This is a genomic window from Acinetobacter sp. ANC_7511 (assembly GCF_056779975.1).
Window position 1 is genome coordinate 83,626 of sequence record NZ_JBWYIY010000014.1, and the last position, 26,540, is coordinate 110,165.

Below are 26,540 nucleotides of genomic sequence, written 5' to 3' on the forward strand. Positions count from 1 at the left end.
AGCAAAAGTCATTCCAAATCTGACTGATGAGGTCAAAGTTAAGGTGGGTAAGCAATAATAGTCTGTTGGATAAACGAGACAATTATTGATTACAGAACAAATACGGCTTGGGTAAAACAATATTTATTGATAAATCACCTGAATTTACTTCTTCAGTCTATCCAGTGTGTAGACAATGACAAATACAACTAAAGAAGGAATCAACCATGCTAAATTTTGTTCAGCCAATGGTAGATTGTTCATAAATGCTGGCAAGAAATGATCTAATTCTGCAACCTTAAGTCCATCAATAATACCGAATATGAAAGCAACCGCTGTAACAGGCGCAATGACGCGTGGAGCGGAATTAAAGAACTTCCACATAAATCCCATCATGATCACCACAATCGCTGGTGGGTAGATTGCACTTAATACAGGTACAGAGAAGGCGATTAACTTGGTTAAACCTAAGTTGGAAATGACAAATGAGAAACCAACAAGAATGAAAACCCATTTTTTGTAAGTAATCTTCGTGATTTGTGAGAAATATTCTGCACATGCACAAGTCAAACCAATTGCCGTAACCATGCATGCGATAAAAATCATCGCCCCTAGAAAATATGAGCCAAAGTCACCAAAGGCGTGCTGAACATAGCCATGGAGAATAATGGCACCATTTGCAGCGTTAGGTGCAGCCTCGTGACTACTCAGTCCAAGTTTAAATAGGCTAATGTAAACCAGTGTAAGGCCAATACCTGAAATTAAACTTGCGATCACTGCATATTTGGTAATTAACTTTTGATCATTTACACCACGTGAACGTATCGCATTAATAATGACAATACCAAATACTAAAGCTCCTAAAGTGTCCATGGTTAAATAACCATTAACAAAACCTTCTGAAACAGGACTATTGATATAGTTTCCAATAGGTGCAGGGATATAATCTGCAGAAACTAAAAAGGCACTACCACCTAAAATGATCAAAGAGAGAATTTTGAGTGGAGATAAAACATAGCCGACAGTATCCAAAATTTTATTCGGATAAAGTGAGATTAACGTTACAAATGCAAAATAAATTGCACTGTAGATCAACAAGGTCGATGAAGACGTTCCAAAATAACTCGAAAAACCAATTTCAAAAGAAACTGTAGCTGTCCGAGGTGTCGCGAAAAGTGGTCCAACAGCAAGATAGCATGCTACGGTTAAGATTAAACTTGCAATCTTACCCAGTGGAGAGCTTAAAAGTTGAATAGAGCCTTCAACACGCGATAGCGCAATGATCGTGATAACAGGAAGGCCAACAGCAGTAATTAAGAAGCCAAAAGCAGCTAACCAAACATGTTCACCCGCTTGTTGAGCAACAATAGGTGGGAAGATAATATTGCCTGCACCGATAAATAGTGCAAAGGTCATAAAACCTAAGGCAATAATGTCCCGTGTACGCAAATTGGTCATAAGGGAGATCGGTTCAAGAAAAAAGAAAGCGATTTTAGAGCAAATGTCAGTAAATAGGGAGGGCGGTCATCCATCGAATGGAATAGTAAAAAAGCAAGAAGCGAATAATTTTATTGGATGGGAAATTATGAGTTAAATTAAGTCTATGTATTTATAAAACTAATAAAATAAATTTATTTATTGAATTGAAATTAAGCAGAGCATAGATCTTGATTCGCAAAATAAAATAATGTACTGAATGGTTAAATAATAGTCGAAAATGATTAAGTTACAGATAGTCTATAGCGTTTGTGATCGACAAATGAAAGTCCTATAATGAATCCTGAATTAAAAAGGGGTTCATCATGAAGGCAACAGCTGTCACCATTAAAACTGAACAAGATATTGAAAAACTAAGAATATCGGGTCGGCTTGCGGCACAAGTGCTTGCAATGATTGGTGATTATGTGAAGCCAGGTGTGAGTACTGAGTATCTTGATGATATCTGTAATGATTACATCGTCAATACACTCAAGGTGACGCCAGCAAATGTGGGTTATTACGGATATACAAAAACAACCTGTATTTCGAAAAATGAAGTTGTATGTCATGGTATCCCTGCTTCCAATATTATCTTAGAGGATGGAGACATCATTAATATTGATGTTGCAATCATCAAGGATGGTTATTTTGGTGATACCAGTCGAATGTACTATGTAGGTACAATTAAACCTGAAGCAAAAAAATTAGTCGATACGACTTATGAAGCGATGCTTGCAGGTATTAAAACGGTTAAACCTGGCGCGACGCTAGGTGACGTGGGTCATGCTATTCAACAAGTTGCGCAACGCGAAGGTTTTACGATTGTACGTGAATATTGTGGTCACGGTATTGGAAAAACCTACCATGAGCAACCGAATGTATTGCATTACGGACAGCCTGGTCAGGGATTAGTATTAAGAAAAGGAATGGTGTTTACCATTGAGCCTATGGTGAATGCAGGCAAAGCCAAAGTTAAAGAATTAAAAGACGGATGGACAGTAGTAACAGCAGATAAATCTTGGTCTGCACAATGGGAACATATGGTTGCTGTGACTGATGAAGGATATGAATTATTGACACCTTGGCCTGAAGGTACGGGTGAATATCCTGTAATTTAATTCCCAAAAGCCTATTTTTTTAAATAGGCTTTTTAATTTGTATACGCATCAAATGATAAATAATAAATCCAATAACCAATCCCCAAAAAGCAGATCCAATGCCCAAAAACTGAACTCCAGATGCAGACATTAAAAAAGTGATTAAAGCAGCATCACGATCTAAATCTTCTTTAAATGCGATACTGATGTTATGTCCAATCGTTGCAAAAAGTGCGATCGCCGCCAAAGTGGTGATCATTTCTCTAGGGAATGACAGTAATAATCCCGTTAGTGTCGCTGCAAAAATGCCCATAAAGATATAGAACACTCCACAAGCCATACCTGCAATATAGCGTTTAGCAGGGTCTTGATGAACTTGTTCATCAAGGCTCACAGCTGCACTAATTGCTGCGATATTGGTTGAAAATGCCCCGAACGGAGCGAATATTGCTTGAGCAATTCCTGTCCAACTTACTAATTGGTTGACATGAGGTTTGTAACCATAGGATCTGATCATTGCTAAACCAGGTAAATATTGTGAAGCCATATTGATGATCAAGAGGGGAATAGCTAAACCCAGAATACTTGACCAGTGAAATTCAGGCTGAATCCATACTGGATACGTCATTCCGTAGTGAATTTTGGTTGCTGTATATTCAAAGAAAAAAGGTGTGGCGATAATGCAAGCTAACAATGTAATGACAATGGAGTGACGGGGTAATGCTTTTTTACTTATAAAATATGTACTGATCAAGATTAAAACATAGATCAATTGGTCTTGCATGACCGTAAATAATGAAATGCCAAATTTTAATAACACTCCAGCTAACATGGCGCTTGTAAGAGATTGCGGTAAAAATTCAAGAATTCTTTGAAATATTCCAAAAAAGCCCAATACAGCAGTCATAATTCCACATATTAAAAATGCCCCTATCGCCTCATTCAAATTGTATCCTGAGCCTGTAGCGATAATCAGTGCTAGTCCTGCTGTTGACCATGATGTTGCAACTGGATATTTAAACTTCCAGCTTAAGATCAGTCCTGATAATCCTATACTCAAACCCAGTGCCCAAAACCATGAGCTAATCTGTGCTTGATTTGCACCTAATACTTGTCCAGCTTGAATAACCAGTACAGATGAAACGCTAATGCCAATTAAAAATGTAATAAAGCCAGCGAAAACAGCAGGTAGACTTAAATCTTTTTTTATTCTTGTTATCACGTCTATGAGCATTTTTATATTATTTCCCTAATGATTCTGTGAAGTTAAGATTACATTGTTGATGTCGCAAGTTTGATCCCAAACAATCCAAATAAAATACCAATAGCGGCAACAGAAGCAGCTGCTAATTTATAATGCGTGTTGAAGTAATTTGAAATTTTGATACCTGTGAAGATCAACATACTTAAGTAGGCTATACTCATTAATTGTAAAATTACAGCAAGCATTAAAAAGCTTTGGGCTGGATAAGGATAAGCTGGATCTACAAATTGAACAAAAAACGATAAAAAGAACAGTATTGCCTTTGGGTTAATCAGACTAATGAGTAATGCGGTACGAAAAGGATGAAATTTTTCTTGTTTTTGTACAATAGAAACATTAGCTTGATCTTTACTTGGACGTTTCCAAGTTAAATAGGCTGCATATATTAAACGGATACCTAAATAACTAAGATATAAAGCACCAATAATTTTTAGGGCGAAAAAAATCCAGGGAAATTGATGCAATAATGTTGCGGCACCTAAGACAGTTAGCAAAATAAGGATGCTATCTCCACACAAAATACCGAAAGCACCTTGATAGCCCACTTTTATGCCAAAGCGAGTCGCAATAGACATGACATAGAGCGAGTTAGGTCCAGGTAATAAAATAATAAGTAATGTACCTATTAAATAGGTTGGAAGATCAGTTATACCAAACACTCATTTATCTCTTAAAAAATAATCGAGCTCCTAAGAGCTCGATTGAAAGAATGATGGATAGGTGCAATTAAGCTTTTATATCAGCATCTATGCCAAATGATTGTTTTAACAGAGAGCTGAGTTGATCTCTTGCCTTAATAAAGCCATCTATACCGCCTTGCAATAATTGCGATGCCATAAGATCTTTCTGAATTTGCGCTTTAAAATCTATTTCAGTGATTGGACTAAGTGATTCAATATTTGAGCTGTGTGCATTTGCATTTAACTGAACTTCAACTTGGCGATGATCTTGAGCCAATTCGTCAAGTAAATTCGGTGATACAGTTAAGAGGTCGCATCCAGCAAGTCCGAGAACCTGTTCTATGCTACGAAAGCTTGCGCCCATAACTTCAGTTTTCACCTGATTTTGTTTGTAGAACTGGTAAATTTGTTTAACGGATTGCACACCAGGATCTTGTTCAATTGGATAGTGATCCACATTTTCAGCTTTTTTATACCAATCGAGAATACGACCTACAAATGGTGAAATTAATGTGACCTGAGCATCCGCACATGCTTTTGCTTGATGTAAGCCAAACAACAAAGTTAAGTTGCAATGAATGCCTTCTGCTTCAAGAACCTTAGCAGCTTGAATGCCTTCCCATGTTGAGGCGATTTTAATTAAAATTCGGTTTTGATCAACACCATACGTCGCATAGAGAGCGAGTAATTCTTTAGCTTTAGCAATTGTCGCGGCTGTATCGTATGAAAGTGCTGCATCAACTTCTGTTGATACTCGACCTTCAACTACTTTTAGAATTTCCACACCTAATTTGACAGTCAGGATATCAATTGTTCTATCGATTAACTCATCTGACTGATAACCCTCTGACTTTGCTTGATCAAATGCAGCTTCAATCAGTTCTTTGTTTTCAGGGAATGAAGCTGCTGCAGTGATGAGTGAAGGGTTAGTGGTAGCATCCAATGGCTTAAATTTTTTTATAGCGTTTAAGTCACCTGTGTCTGCAACAATTGTAGTGAAGTTTTTTAATTGAGATAAAGCTGTTTCAGTCATTGCGATCTAATTCTTTGTTTCATTACTTATATCATCTTTATAACACATGATTATTTTGAAACATGCTACAAAAGTTTTAAATCAAGTTATTTTCCTACATTTTTCTTTTATTTCTGATGTGATGAATTAAAAATTGAGCAGCTTTGCCCAATGGTTGCTCTTTACTCCAAACTAGATCGATAAAATAATCAAATTTTGGGGTGAAATCTGAAAATCGTAGAACTTTAAGTTTTTTCTTTAATGTTGGTTGTTCGATAAGCATTTCAGTGGGTAAAACTCCCCATCCAAGTCCTTGTGAAATTAATCTAGATGCAGAATGGTGATTGTCTGTACGCCATGCATCTTTGGAGAAAAGTAATTCAGGCTTAATGTTCCGATCGCGACTAGCGACTACAATCTGACGACTTTGAAAAATTTCTTCATAGCTCACTTTTTGATTTTGGCACAGCGGATGATGAACAGATGCAACTGGAATTAAACTTTCTTTCATTAATTCCACAAATTGTTCATTCGCCTCAATATATTCACGCTCAAACATCAAAGCTAAATGTGCTTTACCCGTTAAAATCATTTGTTGAGCATCTTCTTGTGGTGCGCTGAATATATTGATTTGTAGTTGAGGAAATTGTTGTTCTAATAAAACAATATAATCAGTCCATCTACTATGTAGTAACTCTGATACCACCACAATATTTAATTCGGTTTCGATGCCGCTACTCAAACCAAACGCATGTTGTTTCCATTGATTCATTTCAATCAATAAATGATTAGTACGTTCATACAAAACTTTAGCTTGAAGCGTTGGTTGTGGTTCACGTCCTATTCTTTCAAACAGATGAAGATTCAGATCAATCTCTAAATTGGAAATCGCCATACTGACAGCAGAGGGGACCTTGCCTAACTGACGTGCGGCTGCGGAAAAAGAACCTGTTTCCATCACGGTTTTAAAAACGACCAATTGTTCTTGATTAATATTCATGTTTATTCTTTCAAAAATTTTGATGGATTCTAACTCGATCATTCAATATTATGAAAATAAAATGCGCTCATGAATAACAATGTTGATGAGTGAACGCATGTTTTTTTCAAAGAGAAGAATTATTCACGCAATAAGCTATGAAATCATTCTATTGGTGATCATCGCAATTTCTTTGAGTTTTATTTTTGAAGTTCCACTGGAAATTGCAGGTTCATTAGGTGTGATTATGGCTGTACTTTCAGTGATCTGGAATATGATTTTCAATCATTATTTCGAAAAAATTGAAGCGCGCAATCAGTGGAAGCGTACTGTAAAAGTTCGTATATTGCATGCGCTAGGATTTGAAGGTGGCTTGATGTTAGTGACCATTCCAATTGTTGCATATATGATGGATATGACGCTCATACAAGCTTTTATCGTCGACTTAGCTTTGACGCTTAGTATTCTGGTGTATACATTTATATTTCAATGGTTCTATGATGGGATCGAAGCTAAACTGGGTTATGCACCTGAGGCTTTAAATCACTAAAACTCAAAATAAAAAAGCATCTCTATTGAGATGCTTTTTTGTTGTCATAGAAATTATTTTTCAATAATTGCCGTTACACCTTGACCACCTGCAGCACAGATCGACACAAGTACACGACCTGAACCTTTTTCATTTAAAATTTTTGCAGCAGTTGCGATAATACGACCACCCGTTGCGGCAAATGGGTGACCCGCAGCCAACGAAGAGCCTTTAACGTTTAACTTCGCACGATCAATTGAACCTAAAGGCGCATCTAAGCCTAGACGTTCTTTACAGAATTTAGGATCTTCCCAAGCTTTTAATGTAGAAAGAACTTGAGATGCAAATGCTTCATGAATTTCATAGTAGTCAAAATCTTGAAGTTTTAAATTAGCACGCTCGAGCATACGTGGAACTGCGTAAGCAGGAGCCATTAACAAACCTTCTTTTTTACCAATGAAATCTACAGCAGCAGTTTCAGAGAAACTTAAATACGCTAAAATTTCGTGACCATTTGCTTTAGCCCATTCTTCTGATGCTAATAATACACAAGAAGCACCATCGGTAAGTGGAGTAGAGTTACCCGCAGTCATTGTACGAGCATCACCTTTACCAAACGCTGGCTTAAGTTTTGCAAGCTTTTCTACAGTTGAATCAGGACGTAAGTTGTTGTCGCGCTCAAGGCCAAGGAATGGCGTCATTAAATCGTCAAAGAATCCTGCTTCATAAGCTGCAGCCATTTTCTGATGAGACGATGCAGCAAGTTCATCTTGAGCTTCACGAGAAATGCCCCACTCAAGTGTTGTGATCGCTTGGTGATCGCCCATAGATAAGCCAGTACGAGGTTCACCATTTTTAGGAGCATCTAGCAAATCTTTTACGTTAATTTTAGTTAACGCTTTAAGACGATCTTTACCTGTTTTTGCAACGTTGAGTTCTAAGAGGGCTTTACGTAATCCATCACCAAATGCGATAGGAGCATCTGAAGTGGTATCTACTCCACCTGCAATACCCACCTCAATTTGACCTAATGCAATTTTGTTCGCTACGAGGAAAGCAGCTTGAAGCCCAGTACCACAAGCTTGTTGGATATCGTAAGCTGGAGTCTCAGGTGCAAGCTCTGTGCTTAACACACATTCACGCGTCATATTGAAATCACGGCTGTGTTTTAGTACAGCACCAGCAACGACTTCACCCAGACGTTGACCTTGAAGATTAAAACGCTCAACTAGACCATTCAATGCTGCTGTAAGCATATCCGTATTTGTGGCTGTGAAATAAGCACCATTAGAACGTGCGAAAGGAATACGATTACCACCGATAATTGCAACACGGCGTACAGTATTTTGAGTCATAGTTTTTTCCTGTTCAGCGGAAGATTGAGTCGTAGTTGCTGAAGTTTGATTTTCAGCTTTAGTTTTATTTGTTGCTGCTGTTTTTTTGCGAGTCGTCGACGTACGAGGGCGAGTCGCTTTTGGAGTATTTGCGTTGTTGGCACTGTTTGGATTACCACTACTCGCATTTGAACGAGCTTTTGATGTATTTGACACAGTCGCTTTCGCAGAATTCTCAGTTGTTGGATTTTCTTGAGTTGTTTTGCTCATAAGGCTTTTCCAAGCATATTTGGGATATTCTTGAGTGCTACATTAGCATAATCGCTAAGAGGTCGTATTGACTAAAATGACATTTAGCAATGCTTTCAGGTCAAGACATACATAGAGTAACTCAAGTATTATTTAACTGAAACGCAGGGATCGATTAATTTACTAAGTATCAGAGTTTGAACTGAACTTCATCTACATCATAGATCCTTCAAAAAATTATTCTATCGAGAGATCATATTCATGACTGACCAATATCAAGCTTTTGCAAAATCTCCAATTGGTAAATTTGTCATCAAAAATTTAGGTTTACCATCTCCAATTCACTTAGATCGCTTTGAATCAGCAACGCCTGTTGTTCAAGGCGCTGTTTTATTCGGTTCTGCGTCTAAAAGTCTTTTCAATGGTGAAATTGCGCAAGTTCTGAGTAATATTCATGCCAACAGCTATGCGGGAAACAATGCTGAGTTACAACAAGCTGCAGCTAAAGTAGGGTTGAACTTAGGTGCGTTTAATGAAGGCGATAAAGAGTCGAAATTCAAAGCAGTTGTGTTTGATGCTTCGGGTATTCAGGACTCTGAACAGTTAATTGAATTGTATAAATTCTTTAATCCAATTGCTCGCCAAATTCAAACTTCAGGTCGTGTAGTCGTCGTTGGCTTGACACCAGAATCAGCACCTACAGTGAAACAAGCGATTGCTCAACGTGCATTAGAAGGTTTCGTGAAATCTGTAGGTAAAGAATTTAAGAAAGGTATTGCTGCACAATTGGTTTATGTAGATCAAGATGCTGCTTTAAATCTTGAATCTACACTTCGTTTTGTACTTTCTCCGCGCTCAGCGTATGTATCAGGTCAAGTCATTCGTGTTTCAAAAGCAAATGTTGTTGATGTTGATTGGACTAAACCACTTGCGGGCAAAACTGCAGTGGTCACAGGTGCAAGTCGTGGTATTGGTGAAGCGATTGCGCATGTTTTGTCGCGTGATGGTGCTCATGTCATTTGCTTAGATGTACCACAACAACAAGCAGATCTTGATCGTGTTGCGAGTGAAATTGGTGGATCGACTTTAGCGATTGATATCACTGCACCAGATGCTGGAGAAAAAATCAAAGCTGCAGCGGCTGCTCAAGGCGGGCTAGATGTGATTGTCCATAATGCCGGTATTACACGTGATAAAACGCTTGCTAATATGAAGCCAGAGCTTTGGGATCTTGTGATTAACATTAACTTATCTGCGATTGAGCGTGTGAATGACTATTTGTTGTCTAATGAAGGCATCAATGAAAATGGTCGCATCGTTTGCGTATCTTCGATTTCAGGTATTGCGGGTAACCTCGGTCAAACGAACTACGCAGCTTCTAAAGCTGGTGTGATTGGTTTAGTGAAATTTACAGCACCAATTTTGAAAAATGGTGTAACGATTAATGCTGTTGCTCCTGGATTTATTGAAACTCAAATGACAGCAGCGATTCCATTCGCAATTCGTGAAGCGGGTCGCCGTATGAATTCGATGAGTCAAGGTGGTCAACCAGTTGATGTGGCTGAAACAATCGCATTATTTGCTTCATCTGCTTCAACGGGGCTGAATGGAAACATTGTACGTGTGTGCGGTCAAAGTTTATTAGGTGCGTAAGCTTTAGTGGTCATAGATTGTTAAATGAAAGAGAGTAATGTTCAGGCATTGCTCTCTTTATTGCTCGTATGATTTGTTATGATCGTTTTGTTGAGCTGCAAACTGTAAATTTTTTATAAAGATAAATGGGAATTTTTAACATGAAAACACGTCACTTTAGTCAATTGCCAAAAGCTTATTTAGCTTATCCTAAAGTCATTAAAGGTTTAATTTTTAAAAAACCGAAAGGCGAAAAGACACTTCCACAAGTGGATTACATCGTTGATGAATATCGTGTTGATCATGACCATTTAAAATCTTATAACGAAATTTGTGGTTATAAGAATAATGGATATGTACCATCGACTTACTTGGCAGTCATTTCTCAAAGTTTGCAGATGCAAATGATGACACAAGAACCTTTCCCATTTGCTTTGCTGGGTTTGGTTCATATTCGTAATCAAGTTAAGCAGTATCGCAAAATTGGAGTGAATGAAACTATCACGCTATCATGCAAATTTGGTGAGTTAAAACCACATGACAAAGGTTTGCAATTTGACTTCATTACGACTGCAAAAGTAGGAAATGATGTAGTGATGGAAGGTTTAACGACCTATCTTTCTCGTCAAAAAACAAATACTTCATCCGCTTCAAAGGCGAAAGAAGATCAGTTACCTGAATTTAAATCACAGGGTAATTGGAAAGTCGCTGAAAACACGGGGCGTCGCTATGCGCTCGTTTCAGGTGATTTTAACCTCATTCATATTCATGCAGTTACAGCGAAAGCATTTGGTTTTAAACAAGCGATTGCGCATGGCATGTGGAGTAAAGCTAAAGCATTAGCAAGTATTAGTTTACCGGATGCTTATGATGCTGATGTTTATTTTAAGTTGCCTATGTTTTTACCATCTGAGGTTGAATTTTTAACGGGTGAGCGAGATCAAGCGACATATTTGTTAGTTCGTAATGCAAAATCACAAAAACCTCATGTTTCTGGTGTTGTGAAACCACTTTAATAGATGCTCTAGGCCTAACATGTTTGTTAGGCTTTTTTATAACTATAAATCAAGGATAGAAGATGAAAATTCTAAAAGATTTAATTTACGCTGACACACATAATTATAAGGGTATCGTTCACCATCAGTTTGCAGATTTGGCACATTTATTTAGTCGTTTACAAGACTCTCGTACTGAACAAGGTGGTGCATCATTGGCTGTATATTATGGTCAAGAAAAAGTGGTTGATATTTATGTTGGAAAAAAGTCTTCGAGTGAAGAGTGGTCAGAAGACACAATGGCGATGTGCTATTCCACCGGAAAGGGGATCTTAGCGACTTTGTCGCATATTCTAGTGAGTGAAGGGAAATTAGACTATCGTCAACCCATAGCTGATTATTGGCCAGAATTTGCTGAACATGGAAAATCTAAGATTACTTTGGCTGACGTATTAAGTCACCGTAGTGGTTTATATGATGTTAGAAATGTCATTGCTCAAGCATCTGAAATGGCAGACTGGGATCACATGCTCAATGTGATGGCTAGCGCGACACCACGTTTTAAACCCAATTCAAATTATGCATATCAAGCACTTACGTATGGCTGGTTATTAGGAGGGCTGATTGAAAAAGCGACTCAGCAAAATCTTTCTGAGCTGATGAATCAATATTTAGTAGAACCACTGCAATTAGATGGTGCCTATTTTGGTGTCCCTCAGGATCAACTTTCAAGAATAGCCAAACCTCTAGAAAAAACAAATATTGAAAAAAAGTCATCAACTACTCAAGTTGCACAACAAAAGAAGAAAAAACAGAAAGTTTCATTTTCGGATCGTATCATTCAATATTCTGGTCAAAATCCTGATGATTTTATAGATGCAATGATTCCAAAGGGAATGAAGGGGTTTAGCTTTTTTGATGATCGTGTTCTGACTCAACCCATTCCTGCTGCTAATGGTGTCTTTACAGCCAGAAGTTTAGCGAAAATCTATGCCATGATGGCGCACTATGGTCAGTTCGAATCAAGACAATTTATCCAGCCACTTGTATTCAAACAACTTTCGCAAATTCAAAGCTATGATCGAGACAAGGTGATGCCAATACCTATGCATTGGCGTTTGGGTTATCACAGAGTTATCACGCTGGGTAAAAGTGCAAAAAATGGATTTGGTCATATGGGCTACAACGGATCAGGGGCTTGGTGTGATCCTGAAAGAAAATTAAGCTTTGCCTATACCCATAATTATCCTGTTGGGTCAATTACAGGGGATTATCGTTTGTGGAGTTTATCGCAAGAGGCATTAAGATGTGTGGATCACATTAATAATGGTAAAAAGGGATGGTTTTAACATTTACAAAGGAGAATTTGTATTTATAATGTATACTAACTTTAACTAAAATAAACAAATAGTGACATGATGAATAAAAAAATTACCTTTTTACTAATGGGTTGTTTGATGAGTGGTGTTGTGGCAAGTACAGTACTTACACCAAACCAAAATCAGCAAAGCGGGCAGATTCCGAGCGGTTATGCTGAATTAGAATTTAAATTGCGTGATGGAAATTGGACGAAACAAATCTATCTGCCAAACAATCCAAAAAATAATGACAAGATTAGAATTTCCTCATCGGCGGGATATGCGGCATATCTAGATACTTCCAATATTGATATTCCCCTTGAATCAATTCAAATCAATAAAGGAAACACATTCGACTTTATTTATAGTGAATCTTTAAAAAAATGGCGAATCAACAGTACACCCAGTGTCATTTTAGATAATTCAAGTGTACAAAATATTATATCTAATCAACAAACAATACAGCGAGTTCATCTAAAAGATGGCGCTTGGGCAAAGAAAATAGTATTGCCGAGCGATGTTGCTAACAATACGGTAATGTTGATTGAATCTGATGCAGGCAGGGATTCATCAATTGATACAACAAATCTTCTTTTTTCGAGTAATTTTAATTTAAAAAAAGGAGATCGCTATTGGTTTGTATTTAATCAAAATCTAAAAAAATGGGTGCCTGAATATATCAAGCCGAGACAACTAAATGTTAGTTCAGTGGGTACTCAGTTAAATAAAACAGATAGCCCTTTAACTGAAATTATTTTTGGTGATGGAAACTGGGTGTCACAATTCACATTACCAAGTTCAGCATATGACCGTGATCGTGTGATCGTGAAGTCGACTGCAACATGGCAAGCTACTATTTCAAATCAGAATATCAATACCTCAGCAACTTTAAAACTAAATAGAGGTGAACGATATGAATTTATGTTTGTAAAAGAATTAGCGAAGTGGATTTTAGTTTCTGCACCAGAACGTGTGATACAAGCGAAAGATTTAAATAATCAAAAAGTTCCTGATCCTAAACAACCAGTGACACGTGTTAAGTTGGCAAATGGAAATTGGCAATCAGTAATTAATTTACCTGATCGCGCTCAAATCAATGACAAGATAATCATAAGTTCTGGAGCGGCGTGGAGCAGCATAATTCAGGCATCCAATAATTTACGACAAACGATTCAAACTGGTGAAACGCAACGTTTTGTCTATACATCTCAAGGATGGCAAGCTGATAGTGCAACCATTGACATGCTTTTGGTGAGTAGTACTGCTGTTGCAGAGAAATTAGGTGCAAATGCAGCGAAAATGAGGTTGATTGAAGGCTTTGATCTAACCAATGTGTCTGCAGAGAATTCAAATGCCAAGTTTTATCTGCGCAACGTTGGTTATCTGCAATATAAAACACCAGGTTCTAAAACATTAAACAATGTCCTTGATATTGGTCGTGTGGACAAAGTTATTCAGAATGAGCGTAATCGCTTAAAAGCTGATGCTGTATATTATGAAGGTGATGAAGAAGGCTGTGGTTTAGCTTACTTGCTTGAAAACCCTAACTCTAATTATATGATCGGTAGTGGAAGTATTAACTGTGGAATCACGGTTTTACGTCATGAATTCGGTCATAATATGGGGGTGAATCATGATGATACCGATGGACCAGCACGTGGTTTGGAGCATCCATTGGGTGGTACGATTATGGGAGGTAATAGTATCTCTTATTTCTCAAGCCCAGATTTATTCCATCCAAAGTATGGATACCAATTAGGGGGTACGAATGATCGTGATGCTGTCACTATGATTAATAAAAATGCTAAAGCAGTGTCGCTATTCAAATAACGTATGAAAGTAATTTATATTTTATTGGGTGTAGCAGTTTTTGTGACTGCTACATTTACGTTATATCTAAAACCCGAAAAAGACAAATCATCTGCAAGCTTACAGCAGCATCAAGTTGAAAATGAACTGGGTCAAAATGTTAATGCTCATGACGAACGGCTTGAAAATAAGAATGAATCATCGAGTTCTCATCTGATGCCTGAGCTTATGCCTGTACTAGAACAAAATGTTGAACGGCATATGATTCTTCCAGAAAGTTTTCAGCATCGGGCTGACTCGGGTTATGTATTTAAGTTTAGTCCTGATCAAGTGGCGAGCATGAAAGAGGGCAGTAAATTTCCCTTGAAACTTTTGCAATTTGGTATCAACCGTGTGGCTGAAATTACTGAGATTGAACAAGTTGAGGATGGAATTGTGCGATACAAGGGGCAATTTGAGGATTATCCTGCTGATCTAAACTATTTTACGATTACTCAAAGTATTGAAGATCAATATGCAATTATTAAAGTTTATACAGATAAAGGGTCATATTTTGCTGAAGTAATTAAAGGGATTGGACTCGCTTACCCTGATCAAGTTTTACATGATGATGGGGTTCATGTGCACCAACATACGCATTGATTCATTTGCAGACTTGAGATATGGTAATTTTCACAAAATTGTTAAAATTGATTTGTGATTATGCGCCGTAGTACTGTCATCCCATTCGTTTTGATCTCGTCGATTCATATGGCTTCTTGCGATCAGTCCACGCAATCAAATCAACTCTTGAAACAGAATGATTCAATAAAAAATCAAGTAACACCTCAATATATTGGTTTGTATCAAGGTACTACGCCATGTATGGGGTGTTTTTCGCGTTGTGAGGATTGTCCTGGTATGGCTGTTGATTTACAACTTAACGCAGACCAAACGTATGTGTTGTCACGATTAAGTCTAAGCGGTCATAACCAAGCAGAAGAAATCAAAGGTCAGTTCAAATTCATTAATACTGAAAAGTCTTTGATTCAATTAAACGGTGTCCCAACCAGAAATATCATTCTTGTCGATTTGGTCAACAAAATGCTCGAAATTCGTATCGATGGGACTGGTGAGGAATACGAAAATTTCGATGATTTTAGTTTGAATTTAACAGGTTAAATTTTCCCAAGAAAAAAGAGTTGGATTTAAATTGCTTTTTGAATGTATGAATGATCTGTAACGCATTCACTCTTGCCAAAAAAAACAGTATGCTTAGTCCTGTAATTAGGGAGCATTCATGTATCAGGTTCTTGCGCGTAAATATCGTCCACGTAATTTTTTAGAATTGGTTGGTCAAAACCATGTGTCGCGTGCATTAACCAGTGCTTTAGAGCGTGGTCGACTGCATCATGCTTATCTTTTTACGGGGACGCGTGGCGTTGGTAAAACAACGATTGCAAGGATTCTTGCTAAATGTCTGAACTGTGAAACAGGTGTAACATCTACACCGTGTGAAGTATGCCCAACGTGTACCGCAGTCAATGAAGGTCGATTTATAGACTTAATTGAAATTGACGCAGCATCCCGAACCAAAGTTGAGGATACACGAGAATTATTGGATAACGTACCTTATGCACCAACGCAAGGTCGTTTTAAAGTGTATCTCATTGATGAAGTACACATGCTGTCCACACATTCTTTCAATGCTTTACTCAAGACACTTGAAGAACCGCCTGAACATGTCAAATTTTTATTTGCGACGACAGATCCTCAAAAACTTCCAATTACGGTTATTTCACGTTGTTTGCAATTTACTTTACGCCCATTGGCGGTTGATGAAATCACTTCACATCTCACACAAATTTTAACTAAAGAATCAATTAATGCGGAAGCTGATGCGATTTGGCAGATCGCTGAGTCAGCACAAGGTTCTTTACGTGATGCACTGTCGCTAACAGATCAAGCAATTGCATATGGGCAAGGTGCGATTCACCACCAAGATGTGAAAGAAATGCTGGGTTTGATTGATCGCACGATTATTTTCGACCTTATTTTGGCGATACATCAAAATCAACGTGCTAAAGTCAGTGCTTTATTACTCCAATTCCGTCAACAAGCACTTGATGTTTCTTTGGTGTTGGATCAACTCATTTCAACTTTACATGAGTTGGCTTTACTCCAATACTTACCAGACTTGAGTTTAAAATATAGTGCTGAGATTAATCAGAAAATTATGCAGCTTTCGAGCATGATTTCTGCTCAAGATCTACAATTGTATTATCAAATTGCATGTAAAGGTCGTGCTGAATTACAAATTGCAGTGACTCAAGAGCAAGGCTTTGAAATGTGTGTGCTCAGGTTGTTGGCATTCCGCCCGATGGCGAATAATGAGCAGCTGACCACTCAAGCACCTCTAGAACAATCAAATGTCTTAAAAGAAGCTGAAAATTTCAATCAGATTTCGACAGAGAATTCAGAATCTATATCGGCTGATCATCAAGAGGCAGGATCGAAAATCAGTTCGCCTGAGAATAATACGAGTTCGATTCAGCGTAGTCGTGATGTAAATGATGAGGAAAATACGGATCTAATCTTATTTCAACAGATGATGGCATCAGATGATGAGGCTGTTCCTACGGAGTCAGTTCATCCTGAAAAATCTGAATCTGAAAGCTTGCATTCAACAGAATTAAATCATGCGGATGATGTCGATCAGTCTGTATCTGTTGAAGTGAAACAAGAGAATTTAACCAACTCTGTGGTAGGCAGTGGGGAGATTGAGCTGACTTCATTTGGAGCAAGCTTTAATTCAGAGCCTGTTGAATCTTCTATTGTTGATCAAGACAATATTTTCTTTTTAGAGCCTAAGCCAAATGAACATTCTGCTGAAAGCGCTGAATTGTCAGTTCAAGAAGAAGGATCATCGAATGGCACTCATTGCCCAAGTCTAGATCTACTTGATGAGAATAAAAATGTTGTCGCAGATGCTGGCTTAAAAGGTTTAATGCCTCAAGATATTTTAAGGCTTGAGCCTGTCGAATTGGTAGGTGAATGGGATACTCAAAAGTGGGAATATTGGTTCAGAAATAGTCCATTAACACCTGCGGTACAAGAATTAGCACAACAAGGTCTTATGCAAGGGCAAATTGATGGGACATGTGAATTCTATATCCCTGCAAAATACGAAGCTTTATTGCACTCACTCATTCCGAGTTTAGAAGCAGCACTCAAGCAATCATTTTCAAAATCTCAATTAATCGTAAAATACAACGAACCAAACGGTGAGACGCCTTTCGATCTGCAGGAAAAGCGTAAGCAAAAGGCATATCGACGTGCTGAAGAATTGATTCATCAAGAACCCGTCGTGGAAGACTTGTTAAAAACTTTCGGCGGTGAGCTACATAATATTCAGCTTAAGTCTTAAGTTGATTTCGTCATAAACGTATTTAAGGCTTCGCGTATTGAGTTTGGTAATTCAATACTTTTACGAGAGTCACGGTCGACAAATACATGCACAAAATAACCTTGAGCAGCAGGCTCTGATTGATTTTTCTTAAATATTGAAATGCTATACGTCACTGAAGATCGTCCAATCTTTTCGATAGCGACAGCAACATCAATTACTTCGGGGTAGGATAGTTCAGAAAAATATGTACATTTTGATTCAACAACGAGTCCAATGATAGGCGAAGTTTTAAAGTCAAATAGTGCGTGTTGAATAAGTAGCGCATTTGCGGCGGTGTCAAAGTAGCTGTAATAAGTGACGTTATTGACATGCCCATACACGTCATTATCAGCCCAACGGGTTTGGATGGGAAAAAAGAATTTATAGTCTGCTCTAGTTTTTTTTGAAATAGTTGTCATATTTTATTCAGAAAGTTGATTAAAGATTTCGAGTCATTTAATGATAAATTGCTTGGTAGATGCTTAAAGCATCAGCATAGCTTAGAGCTCTAGGATTGTTTTGTAAGAGGCGCGTTTGTTGCATCGCATCATTAGCTAACATCTCTAAATCTGATTCTTGTACACCTAGCTCATTGAGTTTTAAGCTCAACCCACTCTGGCTAACAAGCCTTTCCATATGATCTATAAATAAATCACATAAGCCATCAGTATTGCCTTTGCTATATGGGTCAATCCATTGCATCAGTTCAGCATAGTATTTCTTCGCTTGAGGTGCATTGAATTTCAGTGTTTCAACAAGCACGATTGCATTGGTATGACCATGCGATAAGTGATAATGCCCGCCCAAAGGATAGGCAAGCGCATGAACAGCTCCAACAGGAGCATTTGCAAATGCTTGTCCAGCCAACATAGAGCCTAAGAGCATTTTTTGGCGCGCTTCTAGGTTTTGGGGTTGCTCTAGAACAAGTTTTAAATTTTGATTCAATAAATCCAATGCTTGTTTAGCGAGCAAATCAGAATAGAAATTTTTCTTTAGTTTTGAGGTGTAGGCTTCAATTGCATGCACCATTGCATCAATTCCTGTTGCTGCAGTGATGTGAGCCGGAAGACCTTGAGTAAAAGTTGCATCTAAAATGGCAGTATCCGCATACAGAACGGGTGAAACAATTCCTGTTTTTGTTGTTTTGCCTGTAGTGACAATAGAGATTGGTGTAACTTCAGAACCCGTACCTGCAGTTGTAGGCACTAAGATGAGTGGTAATCGTGGCGATTGAGCTTGATTGACGCCATATAACTCAGAAATCGTTTGGGTTTGATTGGGGTGTGAAAGTACGGCAATAATTTTTGCCACGTCTAAGGAGCTACCACCGCCAAAACCAATGACTGCATCAATCTGTAAACGTTTTGCTTCATCTACTGCATTTAAGATGACATCTTCTGGAGGGTCTGCAACGACATCGGAAAAAATACTGAACTCAGTCCCAGTAGCGTTGAAAATGTGAAGAATAGGTTGGTGGAGGTGGTGATCAATCATCCCTTGATCTGTGACGAGAAGAACTTTATTAAATCGATGTTGTTTTAAAATTGAGCCAAGCTGTTGAATACTCCCTAAACCAGAAATAATATTCCCGACAGTTTGAAATTGAAATTGGCTCATCACACATCCTTTTTTGCGCTTTAAATAAGATTATTGTTTTACAGTTCTATAGGATTCACTCCTTAAATAACTTAACATATGCACTGCGAAAGTATATGTATTTTTGAGGCGAAGATGACGACGAAAATGCCATACAAAATTTTATGTGTATGTTTAGGAAATATTTGTCGTTCCCCAACAGCAGAAGTGGTAATGAAACACTTTGCGGATTTAGAAAAATTAAATATTCAAGTTGATTCAGCTGGAACCAGTAATTATCACCCAAACAAAGCGCCTGATTATAGAAGTCAAAAGCACGCATTGAAACGAGGATATGATTTATCTTCATTACGTGCGAGACAGATTCGTATTGAAGACTTTAAGGAATTTGATTTAATCTTGGCGATGGATCATGAAAATCTAGTCAATATTCAGAAACTGCAAGTTGAAGCAGCGCAAATATTTCAAAACCATGAACTGCGAGCAAAAATAGAGCTCATGAGTGCCAAAGATCCTTCATATTTAAATCAACCAGTACCTGATCCTTACTATGGTGGAGATGATGGCTTTGAGTTGGTCTTAGATCAATGTGAGTCGAACAGTAAAGCATGGATTAGTTACTTAAAACCAATGTTGCAGCAGTCAAACGTTGAGTAAGATAAAAATATGATTGATATTCAAACTAATATACAACTCCAGTCTTTCAATACGTTGAATTTAAATGCTGTTGCATCTCATTATTGTATTGTTCGATCTCTTCAAGATTTGCGTGAAGCAATTGAATTCGCTGAGCAAGCTCAATTAAACATGATGATACTTTCAGGGGGGAGTAATATGCTGCTCCCTGAGCATCTAGATGCTTTGGTTGTTCAATTACATTTAGATGATCTTGTCCTGCTTGCTGAAGATGATACCAATGTAACAATTCGAGTAGGTGCTGGACGTCACTGGCATGAGTTCGTGCTATGGACAACAGAGCAAGGTTTCTATGGATTGCAAAATCTCGCATTGATTCCAGGGTGGGTGGGGGCTGCACCTGTTCAGAACATTGGTGCCTATGGCGTTGAAGTCGGTGAATTTATTGAATTTGTAGAGGCTTTTGATCGTACAAAAAATGAAATCGTTCAAATCCAAGCGAGTGATTGTCATTTTTCATATCGACACAGCATTTTTAAAGATCAGCCTGAGCGGTTTGTTATTACTGCGGTCATCTTTAAATTACTTAAACAGCCACAACTCAAAATGAATTATGGAGATTTAAAAGCTGCGATGGGCGATGACATTACGCCATATAATTTACAGCAACAAGTGATCAAAATTCGTCAAAGTAAACTCCCAGATCCTGCAGAATATCCAAATGCAGGGAGCTTTTTTAAAAATCCGATTTTAATTAAAACGAAATTTGAGGAAGTTTTACAGCTTCATCCTACGATTCCACACTATCCTCAAGCAGATGGTTCTGTAAAAGTTGCAGCTGGTTGGTTGATTGACCAATCAGGCTGGAAAGGAAAAAAATTAGGAAAAGTGGGAATGTTTGATCGACAGGCTTTAGTGTTAGTCAATTACGCCGATGCATCTCTCACAGATGTGCAGGCAACCTATCGCTCTGTGCAGCAAGATGTGTTAAATAAGTTTGGTATTTTATTAGAACCTGAGCCTGTTTTGTTCGATCAAAAAGGTTCTATTCAATCTCATTTGGTTTAAAAAGGACAGTATGTCTAGAAAACATTGGATGGTGGCAACGGTGCGTATGATGGCGATCATATTCGCACTTTTGAGCTGTCTCATGGTTTTCTGGTATACACCATTTTATTCAGCACTTGTTGTGAAATCACTTCACGCATTTGTACCTATCAAAGTTGACGAAATTGCGGCTAAGAGCCAGCAAATGGCAGCATTAACTGATAAGGAGGATTTGGAGCCTGGTTCAAGGCTGTGGATTGCAAGACAAGCTTATCTCAAACTTATTGAAGAACAATTGAATGATCAAGGGGCTGAACAGCTTGCTGAAATTCAAACTCGCTATGTGTTATTAAAACAAAAAATTAAAGATGAATTGCTTACAGATATAAATACAAAGAATGAAACTAAAGAGGATGTTGTCTTCGCAATTGATCAGCCTGATTTAGCCAGTGATGTTGCTATAAGCCAAACTGATTCAACAAACTCATCCATCAATGAAGAAAAAAATCAGCGCTTGGCTTTAATGGAAAAATATGAATTTTTCCTTAGAAATCATCCCTTAGAAGAAGATGAGGTTCAAACATTAGATCCGCAAATCTATAAAGATATCGCGTTGATTCAGAATGAAAATAAAACTTTATCAAATCAGAAAGATAAACCTTATGCGATAGTTGTGTTGGGTGGTGGGTTGACGCTAGGGGATAATAAAATTGATATCGTAGTTAATGATTACACACGCTCTAGACTAGAAAAAACACTTGAGATTGAGAAGCAAACGGATTTACCTATTGTGTTGAGTGGTGTTGAAGCACCGTACATGCAAGCGTGGTTAGCATCGCGTGGGGTAGAAGCGAATCTATTAGAGCAACGCAGCATGAATACCTGTGAGAATACACGCTTTAGTTCATTATTATTACAAAAAAAAGGAGGAGCGCCGACAGTGATTTTGATTACCGATCGTTATCATATGACACGTACACGACGTCTTTTTGCTTTGAACGGTATCAAAACAATTCCTGTTGAAGCGCCCATGCCTACAATGCTGACAACATGGCGTCCTAGCCAATTAAACTACGATCACAGTCGTCGTGCAAATTATGAATTACTTGCCACGATCAGAGATGTAATGTTTGGCTCTAGCGGTTGTCGGGAGGTGCCATAATGTCTGATATTCCCTTTCTGAATCCAAATGTGTTGAAACAACTCGATTTACCCATTCCGAATCGAGAACAAACACCTTTAAGATTGGAACCATTAAATTTAAATCGACCTTATTCACCTTCGAAAGAGATTCAAGCTTATCGTCATCTTTACGCACTTGATCGTCTTGAAGCGAATTATTGGCAGGGTTATATCAAAATGCCTTTGTTCAAAATTCATGTGCAGGTGTATCAACCTCGCATAGAGCAGGTGAAAGGTACTGTATTCTTATTGCATGGCTATTTGGAACACAGTGGGATTTACCAACCAATTATTGGTGAATTGCTGGATCAAGGGTTTAGTGTTTTAACTTATGACTTGCCTGGACATGGGTTAAGTGATGGCAATGCTGCCAGCATTCAGAACTTTGATCATTATCAGCAAGTACTCCATGCGGTTCACCAATATGTAAAACAAGCTGATCAATTGCCTAAACCATGGCTAGGTATTGGACAGAGTACTGGTGGTGCAATTTGGATGCATCATTTGTTGGAGTTTGCTGAACAACGTAAAAATCCAATTGTAGAACGCGTATTGCTCTTGTCGCCGTTAGTCAGACCTGCAAAAACAGCATGGTGGCATAATCCAGTAGGCTTGGGAATCATTCGCCGTATCAAACGTGAAGTTCCAAGGCATTTTAAGCGCAATAATCACAACCCTGAATTTTTAAGATTTGTACGTCTAAAAGATCCACTACAACCGCGTATGATGGGGATGGATTGGATATTAGCAATGTCAAAGTGGATGTTGGAAATGGAAAATCGACCTGCATGCCGAATTCCAGTTTGGCTGGCTCAAGGTGCCCAAGATCAAACCGTAGACTGGCGTTATAATATCGAATTTATTCGCAGAAAGTTTCGCCTCCAGACCTTGCTTATGCTAGAGGAGGGATCCCATCAGTTGATCAATGAGCGTGCTGATATACGGGCAGCATTAACGGGTCTAATCCCAGCGTTCTTGCATGCTCAAAGTCACAAAGGATACTTTTAAAATAAAGGTGCTGATTTCAGCACCTTTTTGATGAAACTAGAATTTGCTGGCATCTGCCAAATTCCACATTCTGAAATAGAAATTTTCTTCATCTCTATCTTTACAGTTTAATAATTGACCTGATTCTAACCAAAAATGTAATTGAGCATAATTTTTGATTTCACGATCATTTATACGTTGCGCGAGATGATGAGCTTTAATTTCGCTCGGATGATTTAAACCTGCAGCTGCTATCATTTCCGCCAGTGCATGCAATGTATTTTTGTGGAAATTATAAACACGTTCTGCTTTCGTTGGTACATGGACTGCTTTTTGGCGCTCAGCATCTTGTGTTGCTACCCCAACTGGACACTGATTGGTATGGCAACTTTGAGCTTGGATACAACCGACAGCAAACATAAATCCACGAGCTGAATTCACCCAATCTGCACCTAAGGCAAAGGTACTTGCAATATCAAAAGCACTGATGATTTTACCACTTGCACCAATTTTTACTTTATCTCTTAATCCAGCACCTACTAAGGTATTGTGTGCAAACAAGAGCGCTTCACGCAGTGGTGTTCCGATATTATCGCTAAATTCAATCGGTGCAGCACCGGTTCCACCTTCTGATCCATCTACGACGATAAAATCAGGAACAATATTGGTTTCAAGCATCGCTTTGACAATACTCATAAATTGCCAAGGCTGTCCGATACATAATTTGAATCCAACAGGTTTACCACCTGATAGTTCACGTAACTTTTGAATAAAATGCATCATTTCAATCGGTGTATTAAAGCTAGGGTGGCTTGGCGGGGAAATACAATCGCGATCACGAGGAACACCACGAATCTTCGAAATTTCTTCTGTAATTTTATGTTTGGGTAAAATACCGCCGTGACCTGGTTTTGCACCTTGAGACAGTTTTAGCTCAATCATTTTGATATTGGGATGTTTGGCTTGAGCTTTAAATTTTTCAGGATCAAATAGACCGTCTTCAGTTCGACAACCAAAATATCCACTGGCAATTTGCCAAACAATATCTCCATTATTTTCAAGATGGTAGGGGCTTAGGCTTCCTTCGCCAGTATCATGATAGAACTGACCCATGTGGGCACCGAGATTAAGTGCGCGTATTGCATTAGCACTTAAACTCCCAAAACTCATTGCTGAGATATTCATGATTGATGCACTATAAGGTTGAGCGCACTGATCATTACCCACTTTAATACGGAAGGTGCTGGTATCAGCTGGGAGTTTCGGTGCAAGAGAGTGAGTAATGAAACGATAGTCATCTTGATATACATCAATAATTGAACCAAAAGGCTTATCAGCATTTTCATTCTTTGCACGCTGATAAACTAAGCTACGTTGCATTCTTGAAAAGGGTAAAGCGTCTTGGTCTGATTCAATAAAATATTGACGAATTTCGGGTCTGAAATCTTCAAATAAGAAGCGAAAATGCCCCATGATTGGGTAGTTCTTTAAAATCGAATGTTTATTTTGAAGTACATCATATAGGCCTAAGACACTGAGTAAACTGGTCAGTAGCCAAATAATATTAATGACACTGTCGGATAGAAAATAATAAATATAATGGGGGCTGTAAAATAGCCTAAGCCATGTAATACTCAGGGCGATGATAATACATGCGAACCATACAGAATGTCTTGAAAAAAAAGTGTTCAGTAATTTATGTCTTATTGCTTGAGCAGGACTTGCCATTTTTATTTTCCATCGTTCTTTACTGCAATTACCATACGAACTTCTATGGAATCAGACAAGTAGTGAATTGTTAGCTTACAGCTGTAAGCTAACAATTTATATTTATGGGTTTAGTTTTCTTCCGAAGGAAGCAACATAATGATCGAATTATTCAAGAGTTCCGCGAGATCTTCAAGAATGTGTTGATCATATAAATTTTCATCCAAAGCGATCATTTCACCATCAGCGATACGTTTTAAATGGGGTTTAAATTCTTCGGAGATGCATAAGCGTTCTCCATTTGCCCAAAAGTTAAGTTCATCATTGAAGTTGCTATAAAGCAAACGTGAAGCAGGTTCGATTTTTAATAAATAACCTTCTTCAAGTGCTTCTTCTAAATCACCTGTTCCAATTTCGTCATTTTCTGGAATATTGTTAGGATAACCAGGTTGCGAAGCGAGACACATGATGGCTTCATTTAGCATCTCAGGATTTTGCAGTTGAGCTAAAAGTTGTTCGCGCAAATAGCTAAGCTCATGATCTGAAATTTCGCCGACAGCAGTGCTGACAGAGCGTGTGATATCTAATAATGGTTTTTTCAGTTGCTCTTGTTCTGAAAAAAAATCACCAAGACTATCCATCATGTCTGAGATATTTGGCATGCGGAAACCGAAAGAATAGGTTAAACACTCATCTTCAGCTACGCCATAATGAGAAAGACCAGGTGGGACATATAGTAAATCTCCTGGCGCCAAAACTTCATCAAAATGAACTTCCATTTCTTGCAAAAGTTTTAAAGGCTGACCTGCAACGAGTGCTGTCTGTTCATCACACATTTGGCCTAATTGCCAACGGCGATGTCCGTAACCTTGAACTAAAAATACATCATAAAAATCGAAGTGTTTACCGACAGAACCACCTTGTGGTGCGTAAGACACCATAATATCTTCACGACGCCATTGAGGAATAAAAGGAAATTTTTTCCATAACTCAGCAAGATCAAACGAATAGTGATCGACCGCTTGAACGAGTAGTGTCCATAATTTTGGCATTTTTTGGAAGTCTGCTTTGAGCAGTGGCGATGACTTCACATTCCATTGGTTAGGGTCACGATCTTTTTGTTTGATCAAACGTGCAGCCACGTTTTCATCGAGTGCAAGCTCCATAACATCATTGGGTTCAAGTAAACCCACAATTTCAGGAACTGCATTACGAACGAGGAGCGGTTTTTTTTGCCAATATTCCGTAAGGAATTGTTCAGCGCTAATACCGCCGAGAACGTCTAAAGTTTGGGACATAATAAGGACTACAATTTAGTTTGGCTTATTGTCCCTTGAACGATGCAAGTTCTGCAAGTGACACGGCTTTAAAAGCGCATGTTTTCTTGCTTATGGATGATACAAATGAATATGAAAAAAATGAATATAGCTATTTTAAAGAAATAATTAATTTACACTTTGAGGGGAATTTCTGTTATTCACCAATTAAAATGTCTATGTGATAAACCATTTAAAATGTCCTGTTTTTAACCACAAGAGTCAAGCATAGGATTTAAATTTCTT

23 protein-coding genes are annotated in these 26,540 nt (G+C 38.2%); 13 read left to right on the plus strand and 10 right to left on the minus strand.

Annotated features, from left to right (window positions below; all coding sequences use genetic code 11):
* Positions 1-144: 144 nt before the first annotated feature.
* A complete protein-coding gene (gene brnQ / locus AC1M9L_RS10900) occupies positions 145-1,437 on the minus strand; it encodes a branched-chain amino acid transport system II carrier protein (RefSeq protein ID WP_481589302.1) in 1,293 nt (430 codons plus the stop codon).
* A gap of 344 nt (positions 1,438-1,781) precedes the next feature.
* On the opposite strand from brnQ, the gene map reads away from it, so the two are divergent.
* A complete protein-coding gene (gene map / locus AC1M9L_RS10905) occupies positions 1,782-2,576 on the plus strand; it encodes a type I methionyl aminopeptidase (protein WP_481592105.1) in 795 nt (264 codons plus the stop codon).
* A 19-nt stretch (positions 2,577-2,595) separates the two neighbouring features.
* On the opposite strand, the gene AC1M9L_RS10910 is transcribed toward map, so the two are convergent.
* The 4 genes from AC1M9L_RS10910 to aceR form a co-directional block, all read right to left on the minus strand.
* A complete protein-coding gene (locus AC1M9L_RS10910; protein ID WP_481587691.1) occupies positions 2,596-3,774 on the minus strand; it encodes a benzoate/H(+) symporter BenE family transporter in 1,179 nt (392 codons plus the stop codon).
* Between the two features lie 53 nt (positions 3,775-3,827).
* Complete coding sequence (leuE, locus tag AC1M9L_RS10915; protein ID WP_481587646.1) at positions 3,828-4,478, minus strand: leucine efflux protein LeuE; 651 nt, start codon at positions 4,476-4,478, stop codon at positions 3,828-3,830.
* Positions 4,479-4,545: 67 nt separating this feature from the next.
* On the minus strand, positions 4,546-5,532 hold the full coding sequence (tal, locus tag AC1M9L_RS10920) for a transaldolase (RefSeq protein ID WP_481592106.1): 987 nt from the start codon (positions 5,530-5,532) through the stop codon (positions 4,546-4,548).
* 94 nt (positions 5,533-5,626) lie between these two features.
* A complete protein-coding gene (gene aceR, locus AC1M9L_RS10925) occupies positions 5,627-6,511 on the minus strand; it encodes an HTH-type transcriptional regulator AceR (RefSeq protein WP_481592107.1) in 885 nt (294 codons plus the stop codon).
* 97 nt (positions 6,512-6,608) lie between these two features.
* Here aceR and aceI point away from each other — a divergent pair, with 97 nt between their 5' ends.
* Positions 6,609-7,040 carry a chlorhexidine efflux PACE transporter AceI gene (gene aceI / locus AC1M9L_RS10930; protein ID WP_092767850.1) on the plus strand — a complete coding sequence of 144 codons (432 nt, stop codon included), beginning with the start codon at positions 6,609-6,611 and terminating at the stop codon, positions 7,038-7,040.
* A 53-nt stretch (positions 7,041-7,093) separates the two neighbouring features.
* Here the strand turns inward: aceI and AC1M9L_RS10935 are convergent, their stop codons facing one another.
* Positions 7,094-8,623 (minus strand): acetyl-CoA C-acetyltransferase, encoded by a 1,530-nt coding sequence (locus tag AC1M9L_RS10935; protein ID WP_481592108.1) that lies wholly within the window; start codon positions 8,621-8,623, stop codon positions 7,094-7,096.
* A 240-nt stretch (positions 8,624-8,863) separates the two neighbouring features.
* Between AC1M9L_RS10935 and AC1M9L_RS10940 the strand changes: the two genes are divergently transcribed.
* The 7 genes from AC1M9L_RS10940 (at position 8,864) to dnaX (ending at position 17,802) form a co-directional block, all read left to right on the plus strand.
* Positions 8,864-10,255: a 3-oxoacyl-ACP reductase gene (locus tag AC1M9L_RS10940; RefSeq protein WP_035266061.1), complete on the plus strand. Its 1,392-nt coding sequence runs from the start codon at positions 8,864-8,866 to the stop codon at positions 10,253-10,255.
* 140 nt (positions 10,256-10,395) lie between these two features.
* Complete coding sequence (locus tag AC1M9L_RS10945; protein WP_092767854.1) at positions 10,396-11,250, plus strand: MaoC family dehydratase; 855 nt, start codon at positions 10,396-10,398, stop codon at positions 11,248-11,250.
* Positions 11,251-11,318: 68 nt separating this feature from the next.
* Positions 11,319-12,578 carry a serine hydrolase domain-containing protein gene (locus AC1M9L_RS10950; RefSeq protein WP_481592121.1) on the plus strand — a complete coding sequence of 420 codons (1,260 nt, stop codon included), beginning with the start codon at positions 11,319-11,321 and terminating at the stop codon, positions 12,576-12,578.
* A gap of 69 nt (positions 12,579-12,647) precedes the next feature.
* Entirely contained in the window at positions 12,648-14,417 is a 1,770-nt protein-coding gene (cpaA, locus tag AC1M9L_RS10955) for a metalloendopeptidase CpaA (RefSeq protein WP_481592109.1), read from the plus strand.
* 3 nt (positions 14,418-14,420) lie between these two features.
* Complete coding sequence (gene cpaB, locus AC1M9L_RS10960; protein ID WP_481592110.1) at positions 14,421-15,038, plus strand: metalloprotease secretion chaperone CpaB; 618 nt, start codon at positions 14,421-14,423, stop codon at positions 15,036-15,038.
* A gap of 60 nt (positions 15,039-15,098) precedes the next feature.
* Positions 15,099-15,557, plus strand: coding sequence for a copper resistance protein NlpE N-terminal domain-containing protein (locus AC1M9L_RS10965; protein WP_481592111.1), 459 nt, complete (start codon positions 15,099-15,101; stop codon positions 15,555-15,557).
* A gap of 118 nt (positions 15,558-15,675) precedes the next feature.
* Entirely contained in the window at positions 15,676-17,802 is a 2,127-nt protein-coding gene (gene dnaX / locus AC1M9L_RS10970) for a DNA polymerase III subunit gamma/tau (RefSeq protein WP_481592112.1), read from the plus strand.
* Here the strand turns inward: dnaX and AC1M9L_RS10975 are convergent.
* On the minus strand, positions 17,799-18,242 hold the full coding sequence (locus tag AC1M9L_RS10975; protein ID WP_481592113.1) for an acyl-CoA thioesterase: 444 nt from the start codon (positions 18,240-18,242) through the stop codon (positions 17,799-17,801). The two genes, dnaX and AC1M9L_RS10975, sit on opposite strands and share 4 nt — an antisense overlap.
* A 37-nt stretch (positions 18,243-18,279) precedes the next feature.
* The gene (locus AC1M9L_RS10980) at positions 18,280-19,440 is read right to left on the minus strand and encodes an iron-containing alcohol dehydrogenase (RefSeq protein WP_481592114.1); all 1,161 of its coding nucleotides are present in this window, start codon (positions 19,438-19,440) and stop codon (positions 18,280-18,282) included.
* Positions 19,441-19,554: 114 nt separating this feature from the next.
* Here AC1M9L_RS10980 and AC1M9L_RS10985 point away from each other — a divergent pair, with 114 nt between their 5' ends.
* From AC1M9L_RS10985 to AC1M9L_RS11000, 4 genes are read left to right on the plus strand one after another with little or no spacing between them, the layout of a single operon-like run.
* On the plus strand, positions 19,555-20,076 hold the full coding sequence (locus AC1M9L_RS10985) for a low molecular weight protein-tyrosine-phosphatase (RefSeq protein ID WP_481592115.1): 522 nt from the start codon (positions 19,555-19,557) through the stop codon (positions 20,074-20,076).
* A 12-nt stretch (positions 20,077-20,088) separates the two neighbouring features.
* A complete protein-coding gene (gene murB, locus AC1M9L_RS10990; RefSeq protein WP_481592122.1) occupies positions 20,089-21,123 on the plus strand; it encodes a UDP-N-acetylmuramate dehydrogenase in 1,035 nt (344 codons plus the stop codon).
* 10 nt (positions 21,124-21,133) lie between these two features.
* Positions 21,134-22,264 carry a YdcF family protein gene (locus tag AC1M9L_RS10995; RefSeq protein WP_481592116.1) on the plus strand — a complete coding sequence of 377 codons (1,131 nt, stop codon included), beginning with the start codon at positions 21,134-21,136 and terminating at the stop codon, positions 22,262-22,264.
* Positions 22,264-23,292 (plus strand): alpha/beta hydrolase, encoded by a 1,029-nt coding sequence (locus AC1M9L_RS11000; RefSeq protein WP_481592117.1) that lies wholly within the window; start codon positions 22,264-22,266, stop codon positions 23,290-23,292. Before AC1M9L_RS10995 ends, AC1M9L_RS11000 begins: the two co-directional genes overlap by 1 nt.
* Positions 23,293-23,328: 36 nt before the next feature.
* Here the strand turns inward: AC1M9L_RS11000 and AC1M9L_RS11005 are convergent, their stop codons facing one another.
* Both AC1M9L_RS11005 and AC1M9L_RS11010 read right to left on the minus strand, forming a co-directional pair.
* Positions 23,329-24,999: an FMN-binding glutamate synthase family protein gene (locus AC1M9L_RS11005; protein ID WP_481589291.1), complete on the minus strand. Its 1,671-nt coding sequence runs from the start codon at positions 24,997-24,999 to the stop codon at positions 23,329-23,331.
* Between the two features lie 110 nt (positions 25,000-25,109).
* On the minus strand, positions 25,110-26,276 hold the full coding sequence (locus AC1M9L_RS11010) for a ribosomal protein uL16 3-hydroxylase (RefSeq protein ID WP_481592118.1): 1,167 nt from the start codon (positions 26,274-26,276) through the stop codon (positions 25,110-25,112).
* Between the last annotated feature and the right edge of the window lie 264 nt (positions 26,277-26,540).